The organism is Parabacteroides sp. 20_3, from assembly GCF_964238835.1.
GTDB lineage: Bacteria > Bacteroidota > Bacteroidia > Bacteroidales > Tannerellaceae > Parabacteroides > Parabacteroides distasonis.
Genome location: NZ_CAXSNO010000007.1, coordinates 170,326 through 183,657, shown reverse-complemented (window position 1 = coordinate 183,657; position 13,332 = coordinate 170,326). Strand labels below are relative to the sequence as shown.

The 13,332-nt window shown below is 47.7% G+C and carries 9 protein-coding genes; 4 read left to right on the top strand and 5 right to left on the bottom strand.

What is annotated here, in order from left to right; translation table 11 throughout:
* Window positions 1–98 precede the first annotated feature (98 nt).
* A complete protein-coding gene (locus ACESPU_RS15385) occupies window positions 99–1,802 on the bottom strand; it encodes an alpha-amylase family glycosyl hydrolase (protein ID WP_008777935.1) in 1,704 nt (567 codons plus the stop codon).
* Between the two features lie 59 nt (window positions 1,803–1,861).
* Window positions 1,862–2,698, bottom strand: coding sequence for a patatin-like phospholipase family protein (locus ACESPU_RS15380; protein WP_057326598.1), 837 nt, complete (start codon window positions 2,696–2,698; stop codon window positions 1,862–1,864).
* 166 nt (window positions 2,699–2,864) lie between these two features.
* Between ACESPU_RS15380 and ACESPU_RS15375 the strand changes: the two genes are divergently transcribed.
* A complete protein-coding gene (locus ACESPU_RS15375; RefSeq protein ID WP_057327919.1) occupies window positions 2,865–5,069 on the top strand; it encodes a sodium-translocating pyrophosphatase in 2,205 nt (734 codons plus the stop codon).
* A 145-nt stretch (window positions 5,070–5,214) separates the two neighbouring features.
* Window positions 5,215–7,407, top strand: coding sequence for a glutamine synthetase III (locus ACESPU_RS15370; RefSeq protein WP_005868480.1), 2,193 nt, complete (start codon window positions 5,215–5,217; stop codon window positions 7,405–7,407).
* Window positions 7,408–7,514: 107 nt separating this feature from the next.
* Here ACESPU_RS15370 and ACESPU_RS15365 read toward each other — a convergent pair whose 3' ends face one another.
* Entirely contained in the window at window positions 7,515–8,402 is an 888-nt protein-coding gene (locus ACESPU_RS15365) for a TIM barrel protein (RefSeq protein WP_227154271.1), read from the bottom strand.
* Window positions 8,403–8,476: 74 nt separating this feature from the next.
* On the opposite strand from ACESPU_RS15365, the gene ACESPU_RS15360 reads away from it, so the two are divergent.
* Both ACESPU_RS15360 and ACESPU_RS15355 read left to right on the top strand, forming a co-directional pair.
* Entirely contained in the window at window positions 8,477–9,805 is a 1,329-nt protein-coding gene (locus tag ACESPU_RS15360) for an MATE family efflux transporter (RefSeq protein ID WP_005868477.1), read from the top strand.
* Between the two features lie 70 nt (window positions 9,806–9,875).
* Window positions 9,876–11,156, top strand: coding sequence for an O-acetylhomoserine aminocarboxypropyltransferase/cysteine synthase family protein (locus tag ACESPU_RS15355; protein WP_195320123.1), 1,281 nt, complete (start codon window positions 9,876–9,878; stop codon window positions 11,154–11,156).
* 103 nt (window positions 11,157–11,259) lie between these two features.
* On the opposite strand, the gene ACESPU_RS15350 is transcribed toward ACESPU_RS15355, so the two are convergent.
* Both ACESPU_RS15350 and ACESPU_RS15345 read right to left on the bottom strand, forming a co-directional pair.
* Complete coding sequence (locus tag ACESPU_RS15350) at window positions 11,260–12,414, bottom strand: glycosyltransferase family protein (protein WP_005868473.1); 1,155 nt, start codon at window positions 12,412–12,414, stop codon at window positions 11,260–11,262.
* Window positions 12,411–13,181 (bottom strand): UDP-2,3-diacylglucosamine diphosphatase, encoded by a 771-nt coding sequence (locus ACESPU_RS15345; RefSeq protein ID WP_005868472.1) that lies wholly within the window; start codon window positions 13,179–13,181, stop codon window positions 12,411–12,413. Before ACESPU_RS15345 ends, ACESPU_RS15350 begins: the two co-directional genes overlap by 4 nt.
* Window positions 13,182–13,332: the final 151 nt, after the last annotated feature.

Genomic DNA, 13,332 nt, shown 5'->3' with positions numbered 1-13,332 from the left:
TAAGTTACTTGCCCGATGAAGCTAGATGTCCCGTATCAACCACCTAACTCCACCAACGAATTATCTATACAGCACACCTAAACTTTTCAAGAAAGCTCTTATTTATGGAGAAAAGAGAACTTTAGCATCTTACCGGAATAAGCAGGGAGTTTCACTTGATAAGGATAAGCGTCTGTTAGCGTACTGATAGTCGTTTCCCCGGTTAACAAGTCGGTCAATTCAGCCGGTTTGTTATCCTCAAAATCAAGAGCCTTGAATGCCTCGACCGGGATATTTACCCATACACATTGGTCGGCACGGTCGAAATTCACGACAACCAGAAGTACCTCGTTCTTCCATTTGCGCAAGAACGCATACTGACGGTTCGGATTGAAATAAGGATTACCGGAGTTCGCGTACATCAAATCATAAAACGCTCCCTCGACAATAACCGGCTCGGATCGTACCACATTCAATAACTTAGCGTACATCTCACGCAACGAGCGTTCTGCCGGCGTTAATTTAGCCCCATCAAAGAGTCCATTATTATTCCAGTTTCGCAAACTCTCGACGCTCCAATAATCGAAGATGGTCGTACGGCCATCACGTCCACTGAAACCTTCCGCGTCCATTCCTCTTTCGCCAAGTTCCTGACCACTATAGATCATAACCGGATTCGTATTCATGGCAGCGGAGACAATCATGCCCGGAATACCCGGACGAGCATCCCCCGCAAAGAAATCAGAAGCGACACGCTGTTCATCGTGATTCTCCAAGAAATTCAACATATTTTTCTGGATTCCCTCCAACGATTGCCAACAATGCGATATATTACTAGCCGGAGCCTGTCCGCACATCACCGCACGAACCGTATCATAAAGACCAACCTTGTCATACAAATAATCAAAGTGTCCCGTATAAATATAATTCCTATACTCATCCGGATTATACACCTCCGCTATAAAGATCACATCACGCACCTTCTTCACCTGAGGAATCACCCAGTTCCAAAACTCTACCGGGACCATCTCAGCCATATCACAACGAAAACCATCCACCCCCTTATCAGCCCAGAACAACAAGATCTCCAACATTTTCTCCCACGTATTGGGAATGGTATTGAAATGGCAAGCACCACCGTGCATATAATCCACGCCGTAGTTCAGCTTCACCGTCTCATACCAATCGTTCTGGCTTGGATAGGCATCGAAATGATTGTTACCGGTCACCTTCGCCGGAAACTCACTATAGGCAAAATCCTCCTCACGCTGCGGATCAAAACGAAGCGTCAAGGTCTGTCCCGGAAGATAATAAAAGTTATTATTCACATCAAAAGCCTTGGACACATTATCCGTTTGACCTAAGTCCTCCACGAAAGGTTCCCGTGCGTCCGAGAAATATTGACGTGCCACATGGTTGGGTACAAAATCGATAATAACCTTCATCCCAGCCTCATGCGTACGTTTCACCAAATCCTCGAACTCACTCATACGGTTCTGGATATTATCCGCCAAATCCGGATCTATATCATAGTAATCTTTTATAGCATATGGAGATCCGGCCTTACCTTTTACTACGGCAGAATGGTCTTTCCGGATGCCAAACATGGTGTAATCGGTTTTTGTAGCGTGCTCTATCACCCCTGTATACCATACATGAGTAACACCTAGTTCTTTGATTTTGGATAAAGCCAAAGGAGTAAAAGCCGAAAACTTACCCACTCCATTCTCGGCTAAACTACCATTCATTACAGGAGATGGTCGCAGATTCCCAAACCAACGCGGGAATACCTGATAAATTACCATCTTGTTTTTTTGTTCCATTGCGTTCATCTATATATAAAGTTTTTGTGGGAAAGCGCTTTGTCCAGACAGACGATTTGTCACGGCATCAGGCCTTTCTTTCTTGCCGCGATCGCTTTCACCAAGGTTTCATATTTATTCTCATCCAACACTTTCTCAAAGCAACGGGCAGCGGCGGAATAGCCAATATTACAAATCACGTCTACATTCTCAAGATCGAATGTCTTATATAAGCCAAACTCCTCCGCCTCTATTAAGACATCACACATCTCTCGATCCTCCAGCGTATTTGCCCGGAACATATAATGATAAGAGCGCTCGGCGATATGGAATATGGTCTGCTTATATTTTTGCGGGATCAACGGGCTTACGTTCACCCCGATAATACGCTCACATTCCTCACGGATGATGGAGACCGGAAAGTTGTGAAATAATCCTCCATCCACATAATGAACGCCATTGATGACTACAGGACTGAAAATAATCGGGATACTACAAGAAGCTGTCACCGCCTCAACAATAGGACCACTCCTAAATTCATGGCTTTCGCCATTATCCAAATCAGTCGCGACAATCACCATCGGAATCTGCAAGTCCTCGATGTTCTTGGTCCGCAAGTGTCGCCTCAAGAAATAACGAAAGCGCTTACTATCGAACAAACCCGCCTTAGGAATCTGCAACTGGGCGAATTCCGAGAACTCACGTCCGGTAAAAAGCTCTTGGATCTCCGCCGCCGAATAGCCATCGGCAAACAAGGTGCCCATTAAAGCTCCCGCACTGGTACCGACTATAATATCCGGTCTTAGCGCACATTCTTCCATCATTCGAAATACGCCGATATGCGCAAAACCTTTCGCTCCGCCTCCGCTAAGCGCCAAGCCCAACCTATAGGGTTTATGGTTTGTCTCTTCTGCCATTTATTTCTTGTCTCTTAATCTGGTAACAAATATGCTGTTTTTTTTAATTAGAAACATTATTATTAGGGAAAAAGTTTCCATCCTCTTTTATTTTTGCTACATTTACACGGAAAGCAAAGGTGTTGTCACATTGTTTTCTTAAGTATAACATTAAATCTACCATGTTATGATTACGAGTATTTTCTGGATTATTCCGTTAGCGTCTGTCCTAGCGCTAGCATTTGCCTGGTTCTTCTTCAGGCAAATGATGAAAGAGAGTGAAGGAACTGAGTTGATGAAAAAGATCGCCTCCTTTGTGCGTGAAGGGGCGATGTCGTATCTGAAACAGCAATACAAAGTAGTCGCCTCGGTTTTCGTTGTCCTAGTAATCTTATTCTCTATTATGGCCTATGGCTTCCATGTGCAAAACGAATGGGTCCCGATCGCCTTCCTGACAGGAGGTTTCTTTTCCGGATTAGCGGGTTTCTTAGGCATGAAGACAGCGACTTATGCCTCGGCCCGTACGGCGAACGCAGCCCGCACTTCCTTGAACAAAGGCTTACAAGTCGCTTTTCGAAGCGGGGCGGTCATGGGCTTAGTCGTTGTAGGACTTGGATTGCTGGATATCTCATTCTGGTATATCCTGTTAAATGCTTTCATCCCAGACGAGGCTTTGGACCCGACCCATAAACTCACCATTATCACGACAACCATGCTTACATTCGGAATGGGTGCCTCCACGCAAGCCTTGTTCGCACGTGTGGGAGGAGGAATCTATACGAAAGCCGCCGATGTCGGAGCGGATTTAGTAGGTAAAGTTGAGGCTGGGATCCCGGAGGATGATCCTCGTAACCCGGCGACAATCGCCGATAACGTAGGCGACAATGTAGGTGACGTCGCCGGTATGGGAGCCGACCTATATGAATCTTATTGCGGTTCCATCCTAGCGACCGCCGCATTGGGAGCCGCCGCGTTCGTTTCTTCCGGAAGCGTAGAATTACAATATAAGGCGGTTGTCGCCCCAATGCTTATCGCTGCTGTCGGTATCATTTTATCTATTATTGGTATTTTCGCCGTCCGTACGAATGAGAACGCGACGATCAAGCAACTATTGAAAGCCTTAGCCATAGGAACGAACTTGAGTTCCGTATTGATCGCTATCTCCACGTTCGGGATTCTTTATGTATTAGGCATGGAGAATTGGTTCTGGATCGGTTGTTCCGTGATCGTAGGTCTGCTAGTCGGAATCGTGATCGGGCAGGCGACGGAATATTATACCTCCCAATCCTATAAACCGACCCGGCTCGTCTCCGAAGCGGGACTGACTGGACCGGCAACGGTTATTATCTCCGGTCTCGGACTGGGGATGCTCTCTACGGCCATCCCGGTACTTGCCGTCGTGGTCGGTATTATTTGTTCCTTCTTGTTCGCCTCCGGATTCGACTTCACGAACGTGGGCATGGGATTATACGGAATCGGTATAGCGGCCGTAGGTATGCTATCGACCTTAGGTATTACGTTGGCTACAGACGCTTACGGTCCCATAGCGGATAATGCCGGAGGCAACGCCGAGATGTGTAACCTAGGGAAAGAAGTCCGCAAGCGTACAGACGCATTGGATTCATTAGGAAATACGACTGCCGCTACAGGTAAAGGTTTCGCTATCGGTTCCGCCGCGTTAACCGGCTTGGCTCTGTTGGCCTCTTATGTAGAAGAGATCAAGATCGGTTTGCTCCGTTTAGGAGAGACCGTCCTGAACTTTACCGATGGCAGGAGTATCGAAATATCTAAAGCCTCATTCTCGGACTTTATGGTATATTATGATGTTACCTTAATGAATCCTAAGGTTTTAGCCGGAATGTTCCTAGGTTCCATGATGGCATTCATGTTCTGTGGCCTTACGATGAATGCTGTAGGGCGTGCGGCCGGGCACATGGTGGAGGAAGTTCGCCGTCAGTTCAAGGAAATCAAGGGTATTCTGACTGGAGAGGCACAACCGGATTATGCCCGTTGCGTTGAGATCTCGACGAAAGGAGCGCAACACGAAATGGTACTTCCCTCCGTTTTAGCTATTATCGCCCCCATCTTAACCGGACTCATATTTGGTGTGACGGGTGTTGTCGGATTATTGATCGGTGGATTAAGCACGGGCTTCGTATTAGCCGTATTCATGGCGAACGCCGGAGGAGCATGGGATAACGCGAAGAAATTCATCGAGGAAGGAAACCACGGCGGCAAGGGTAGCGAGGCGCATAAGGCAACCGTTGTCGGCGATACGGTCGGCGATCCGTTCAAAGACACTTCCGGCCCGAGTTTGAATATCCTTATCAAGCTGATGAGCATGGTAGCGATCGTGATGGCGGGATTGACGGTGGCTTGGAGTTTGTTTTAATAGTTGCCCGTTAGTAGTTGGCAATTGACAGTTAGAGAAGTAAATTGACAAATTAATAGAGAAAACTAAATAATTGTCAATTGCCAACTGTCAATTGTCAACTGTTTTGTATTTTTGCGTCGTAAAAACATAAAACAATTCAACAATGTCAATCTCACGCTTTAATGCTGTGGAGAAGGCATCCAACCGAAAGGCCGTGGAAGCCGTTACTCCCGAACACAAAGTATCTGAGTACTATGGCGAGAATGTCTTCAACCGGAAGGCGATGCAAAAATATCTCTCCAAGGAAACGTACAAAGCCTTGACCCACGCCATTGACAATGGCACACCTATCGACCGGGAAATCGCCAATCATGTGGCAGCCGGCATGCGTATGTGGGCACTGGAAAAAGGAGTCACTCATTACACCCACTGGTTTCAACCGCTTACCGATGGCACCGCCGAGAAGCACGACGCTTTTGTAGAACACGATGGCAACGGCGGCATGATCGAGGAGTTCAGCGGCAAGTTGCTCGTCCAGCAAGAACCGGACGCTTCCAGTTTCCCGAACGGTGGACTTCGCAATACCTTCGAGGCCCGCGGCTACTCCGCCTGGGACCCTTCCTCTCCCGCTTTTATCGTAGATGACACACTTTGTATCCCAACCGTATTTATCGCTTATACCGGTGAAGCGCTGGATTATAAGACCCCGCTGATCCGCTCTATCGAAGTATTGGGAGAGGCCGCCAAGGACGTATATCGGTATTTCGATGAGGATGTCAATAAGATAATTACTTACCTTGGTTGGGAACAGGAATATTTCCTTGTTGACGAGGACTTGTATTCCGCTCGTCCGGATCTCTCACTGACCGAGCGTACCTTGCTAGGACATGAGAGCGCAAAGAACCAACAATTAGACGACCATTATTTTGGCGCTATCCCCTCTCGTGTACAAGAATTCATGAAAGACTTGGAAACCGAATGCTATAAACTAGGTATCCCGGTAAAGACCCGCCATAACGAAGTAGCCCCCAACCAGTTCGAGCTAGCTCCTATTTACGAGGAATGTAACCTAGCCAACGACCATAACCAATTATTGATGTCGGTCATGAAACGTGTCTCCCGCCGTCATAATTTCCGTGTATTATTGCACGAGAAGCCATTTAACGGGGTAAACGGTTCCGGTAAACACTGTAACTGGTCTATGGGAACAGACAAGGGTGTAAACTTATTCTCTCCGGGTAAAGACCGTGAGGACAACCTACGCTTCATCACTTTCGTGGTAAACACCATCATGGCCGTTTATAAATACAACGCTTTATTAAAAGCGAGTATCGCTTCCGCCACGAACGCACACCGCCTAGGCGCGAACGAGGCACCTCCCGCTATCATCTCCACTTTCCTCGGAACGCAAATCAGTGATATCTTGGATAAGTTCGAGAATAGCTCTATCGAGGACGCTATCGAGGTAGACGATAAAAAGGGCTTGCATCTTGGCTTCGGGCAGATCCCCGAACTGCTGTTGGACAATACGGATCGTAACCGTACCTCTCCTTTCGCCTTCACCGGAAACCGTTTTGAGTTCCGTGCCCCGGGCTCTTCCGTGAACTGCGGATCGGCCATGTTAGCGTTGAACTCCGCCGTAGCCTATCAATTGCAACAATTCAAGAAGGACGTAGAGGCTTTGCAAGCGGAAGGAAAAAGCAAGGAAGTAGCGATCTTCAAGGTGCTGAAAGCCTATATCAAGGAATCTAAGCCGATCCGCTTCGATGGAAACGGTTATTCGGACGAATGGAAAGAGGAAGCTGCCAAGCGAGGTCTGGATTGCCAAAACAGTGTTCCCTTGCAATATGACGCTTATCTTAAACCGGAGTCGATCGAGATGTTCACGTCTACCGGCGTACTTACCCAGAAAGAATTGGAAGCGCGTAATGAGGTAAAATGGGAAGTCTATATCAAAAAGGTACAGATCGAGGCTCGGGTATTAGGGGATTTATCCTTGAACCATATCATCCCGGTAGCCGTTCGCTACCAGAGCGTATTGCTGGATAATATAGCGAAGTTGAAAGAGACATTCGGCGATGACCCGGAATTCCGCGATATGTCGGAAGAACCCCGTCGCTTGGTTCGTAAGATAGCCGGACATATCTGTGCCGTGACCAAGAAAGTGGATGAGATGGTAGAGGCCCGCAAGAAAGCGAACCGCTTGACCGATATGCGGGAAAAGGCGATCGCTTACCACGACTCGGTAGCCCCTTATTTGGATGAGATCCGTGACCATATCGATGATCTGGAACTGATGGTGGACAACCAGATGTGGCCGTTGCCGAAGTATAGGGAACTCCTGTTTATCCGATAAAAAACACCAGTACTGGCGTTGCCTTGCGCCAGTATCGGCATAGCCTCACACTGATATAGGCGCAGCCTTATACCGATACTGGCATAAGGCTACGCCTATACTCCCGTTTACCACTTCACATAAGAAGCATTCATCAAGAAGTCATAATCATGTTTCATCGCTTGCAGCGGTGTCATATTATAACGCTCTTGCTCAATGAAGTAATCCTCTAATCCGGCTTTCTCCGCCACAGCGAATAAGGATTTGAAGTCTACGATTCCGGCGCCCATCTCCGTGCTGCCCTTTCCATCCGCGTTCGCGTCTTTCAAGTGCCAGTTGGCGAAACAACCGGGATAACGGTTCACGTAATCATGACATTTAAAACCGCCATACACTAATTGAGCCGTATCGATCTGGAAAGTAACCAGCCCTTTGTCCGTATTCTCGATCATCACGTCGAACGGGATCTTCCCTTCCAGCTCATGGAATTCATCCACATGGTTATGGAAAGCGAAACGCAACCCATTCGCCTTCGCAATCTCACCACATTTATTAAATTGATCCGCTAAACGCTTCACGTCCGAAAGGCTCTTGATATCTTTGGAGGGATAACCCGCCTGAACAATCCATTTACAGCCTACCTCTGCCGTATCGGCGGCATTCTTTTTCCAGAAGTCCCATCCCTTGGTATCACCCTCCGCCAGCAAACCGCTTCCGGTATGGGAACCTACCATACGGGCACCCAGATCCGCCAGATATTTCTTCATCTCGGCCGGGGATTTCCCGTAGAATTTGCCATCCCGGTAACCGGCGGCTTCCATCCGTTTATAACCGATATCCACCAAAGCCTTCATCGTACCGTCAAAATCCGTCTTCAAGTCGTCCCGGACACTATACAACTGTACACCTATCGCTTTCTCTTTCTTAGCCAAGATAGAGGCAAAGCCATTCGGTACTACACTCAGTGCAGCCACAGCGGCACCCGCTTTCAAAAAATTCCGTCTCGTTATCATCATACTATTCTTTAAGATTAACGTCGCTAAAGGTAGCAAAATTATTTCTACTTTCGCGCACATTTAAACAAACGATCATGCAAGGAACAAAAAATCTGACCGAAGGGGTCATCTCCCGGCAACTATTCAATCTGGCGATGCCGATCATGGGTACCTCATTTATCCAAATGGCCTATAGCATCACCGACATGGCTTGGGTAGGCCGATTGGGAAGCGAGGCCGTAGCCGCTATCGGCGCCGTTGGTATCCTTACTTGGATGACGAACTCGATCTCTTACTTGAATAAAGTAGGCTCGGAGGTGAGTGTCGGGCAAAGTATCGGGGCGCAAAACGTGGAAGATGCCCGAGGATTCGCTTCCCATAACCTAACGATCGCCTTGATCCTCTCGCTTTGTTGGGGATTCTTGCTATTCGTCCTCGCTCATCCGATTATCGGCTTCTACAAACTGGAGGAACCGATCGCGTTGAACGCCGTGGAATATTTGAGAATCGTCGCTTCCGCATTCCCATTTATCTTCCTCTCGGCGGCGTTTACCGGGATTCATAATGCGGCGGGATTGAGTAAGATTCCATTTTATATCAGCGGAACAGGTCTTTTACTGAATATGGTGCTAGATCCTTTATTTATACTCGGCTTCCATTTGGGCACGGCGGGCGCGGCTTGGGCTACGTGGATCTCCCAAGCGGTGGTTTGCGGACTATTCGTCTATCAGCTAAAATGCCGCAATAAATTGTTCGGGGGATTCCCTTTCTTTGTCCGTTTAAAGGAACGCTACACCAAGCGGATCTTCCAATTGGGCCTGCCGGTAGCGTTATTAAATACATTCTTCGCGATCATCAATCTTTTTATGGCTCGTACAGCTTCCACCTACGGAGGGCATATCGGTTTGATGACGCTTACGGCAGGCGGACAAATGGAGGCGATCGCATGGAACACCTCACAAGGCTTCAGTACGGCCCTCTCCGCTTTCACCGCCCAGAACTACGCCGCACGCAAGAAAGAACGTATCTTGACCGCTTATCATACGACGCTTAAAATGACTTCTATCATCGGTGTACTCTGCACGTTGTTATTCGTCTTTTACGGTAGCGAGGTCTTCTCGCTGATCGTGCCGGAGCAAGCCGCTTATGAGGCCGGTGGTATATTTCTCCGGATCGACGGATATTCGATGATCTTCATGATGCTGGAGATTACCACGCAAGGCATGTTCTACGGTACCGGCCGAACGGTTCCGCCGGCGATCATCAGCATCTCGTGTAACACCTTACGCATACCTTTGGCCATCGGGCTAGCGGCAGCGGGACTGGGTATTACGGGTGTTTGGTGGGCGATCAGCCTTTCCAGCATGCTAAAAGGTGTCGTCGCTTTCATTTGGTTCAGTATCTTACAGAAGAAGATCTTGTAAGCGGAACAATTCTTACCGATTTTCCGTACATTCGCGATTAAAATGACATTCAATTAAAAAAACAACCTATATGGATAACAAATTCAAACCGGAAACCCTGTGCGTACAGGCCGGTTGGCAACCCAAGAAAGGAGAACCCCGTGTCCTCCCGATCTATCAAAGCACGACATTCAAGTATGAGACGAGCGAGCAGATGGCTAAATTGTTCGATTTGGAGGAAAGCGGCTATTTCTATACCCGCCTTCAAAACCCGACAAACGAGGCTGTAGCCGCCAAGATCGCGGCGTTGGAAGGTGGCGTGGCCGCCATGCTGACCTCATCCGGACAGGCCGCTAGCTTTTTCGCTTTCTTCAATATTTGCGAGGCTGGCGATCATATCGTAAGCGCTACCAGCATTTATGGAGGTACTTATAATCTACTGGCCGTTACCTTGAAGAAGCTGGGAATCGAATGCACGTTCGTAGATCAAGACGCGAGCGAGGAAGAGATCTCCAAGGCTTTCCGCACAAATACGAAGGCGATGTTCGGCGAGATGATCTCCAATCCGGGCGTTATGGTATTGGATGTGGAGAAGTTTGCCCGCATCGCCCATAATCATGGCGTACCCTTGATCGTCGATAATACGTTCGCCACGCCGATCAATTGCCGTCCGTTCGAATGGGGAGCGGATATCGTTACGCACTCCACGACTAAATATATGGATGGCCATGCCACGAGCGTGGGTGGTTGTATCGTGGACAGCGGTAATTTCGATTGGGAAGCGCATGCCGAGAAGTTCCCGGGACTTTGCCAACCGGACCCTTCTTACCACGGATTGACCTATACCAAGGCATTCGGGAAATTAGCGTTCATCACGAAAGCGACTAGCCAACTGATGCGTGATCTTGGAGCAATCCAATCCCCGCAAAACGCATTCCTATTGAATCTGGGATTGGAGACCTTACATCTTCGTGTACCGCAGCATTGCAAAAACGCCTTGGCGGTAGCGCAGTGGCTACAGAAATGTGATAAGGTAGCTTGGGTGCATTATCCGGAATTAGAAGGCAACCCGTACCATGAGCTCGCCAAGAAGTATCTACCGAATGGCTCTTGCGGTGTATTATCCTTCGGATTGAAAGGTGGACGTGAGGTGGCGATCAAGTTTATGGATAGCTTGAAACTCGCCGCTATCGTAACTCACGTAGCGGATGCCCGTACTTGCGTGCTTCACCCGGCCAGTCATACGCACCGCCAATTGAGCGACGAGCAATTGATAGAGGCTGGCGTGGCTCCGGACTTGATCCGCTTCTCTGTAGGTATCGAGAACGCCGATGATATCATCGCCGATATTGAGCAAGCGCTCAATAAATAAGACATCTGTGCCATGCTGATGAAACGCTTGTGCCATCAGTGTGGCACGCCTGTGCCATCAGCATGGCACACCTGCATCTACAGCACGGTACTGCTATAAGTTCCTAGATAGGCAGGAATCTCCCCAGACGCGCCACCCAATTTGTCGTAATCCTCCCTAGGCTCGTTACCGGATGTTCCTCACGCAACAAATCCTCACGGAACTCACGAAGAATAAGCCAATCCGCCTGTTTCACCCAATGCCGGAAGACCGGATTCTCCACATGACTTTCCGAAATGGATAATAACACGTCCAGATCAAAACAATCAGCGACAACGCCTGCGCCAGACAAAGAGGCATCGTAAGCATTGCAAGCTTGCTCAATATGTGTAGGAACCATCAATACAGGTTTATTCAGATACATCGCCTCACATACGGATTCGAACCCGGCGGTCGTAGCATAAGCCTTCGCCCCCGACATATAACGTAGAAACAACGTATCATCCAGCTGATGGAAAGAAAGGCAATCGTCTATTTTCACCTCGGCTCGCTGATCTTTCTTATCCCAAAAGAAATGCATCGGAACCGAAGGATGACGGGAATGCCAAGAACGGATCTCCTCACTAAACCCGCTATTCAACAAATAACCATGCAAATAACTGCCGTTCGAGGGAACCGCATCCAAGACTTCTTGCCTTAATAAAGGAGGAACCACGACTATTCCTCCCAACGGCGCCTCACGCATCTTCCGGAAAGACAAGGCTAATTTTTTGACGGAGCCTATCGCCGTTAATCTCGTAAAAAATCGTAGCGACGCCAACGACAATGTGCTCTGCTTCGGGAAAACGAAGTCCGGATGCAAGAATAGATATTGATGGGCGATACATACCATCGTTGCTTTCGGACGGAGAATCAAGTAAGTCAGCCCCGTCAATAGCTCGTAGAAATTCACGACAACATCCGCATCCGTCTGCCGAATCATCCGGTCGATATAACGGATACTTCCCATGTATTTATGCAGACGCAATACATTATATAATACGCTACGCATCAAACTCACTTGTTTATTCTTAGCCGTCGGTAAAAAATTCGGACTCTCAAACGGATATACCGGCGATTGTATCTTATTCAAGAAGAAATCCGGCAAACGGCGGGCCGGGCTTTTTCCTACCAACACACCAACGATCTCATGTCCTTCGGCCATCAATTTCTGGCGTAAGGATAACGCTTGGGTCAAGTGCCCACGTCCCTCACCTTGTATGATAAACAGAATTTTCATACGGCATCCGCATATAGTTGTACATTATTATATGTAACAATATCCCACTCTCCTTGTTCATCCTCCACGAGAGCGGTCATGCTTTCCACCCAATCGCCGGAATTTAGATAATGCACATTACCATACCATACGCTCGCCGCTTGATGAATATGGCCGCAAATAATCCCATCCAAATGCTTGGCCTCCGCTAAGCGTACCAGCTCTTTCTCAAACTCCGAGATATAAGAGACCGCACTTTTCACCCGGTGTTTCACCTCTTGGGATAAAGAGAAATAAGGTTTTCCTTGCCGCTCTCTACGATGATTGTAAACCTTATTCAACCACAATAAAAAAGTATATCCCACATCCCCGAGCATGGCAAGCCAACGCATATGGGTCGTAACCGTATCGAAAATATCGCCATGTGTCACGAAATAGCGTTTTCCTTGTCTCGTCTTCAGTAAATAATCCTTTACGATCGATATATTGGAGAACTTAAAAGGAGCCAAGCTATCGAGAAAATCATCATGGTTCCCCACTACATAGATAATCTCCGTACCCCTTTTCTCCATCATCTTCATCAATACCTTAAAGAAATCGGTATGCTTTTGTTTCCAGCGTTTACCGGATTTCTTCAATTGCCAGCCATCGATGATATCACCATTCAAAATCAATCGATCGCAATCTACGTGCTTGAGAAAACGGGTGACCTCCTCCGTCCGGGAATGTTCCGATCCCAAATGGATGTCAGAGAGGACAATAGTCGGATAGTACTTTCTTAATATCATCTTTTCCTTGTTTAAGATGATACAAAAGAACACTTTCGGTATTACAAGTTCACGACAACCTAATGAAAAAGACATAACAAAAAGGCCAGCTCTTCACAAAGCCGGCCTTTTCTCGTTTAACTTTAAATATTAAAAAATTATGATGACATTT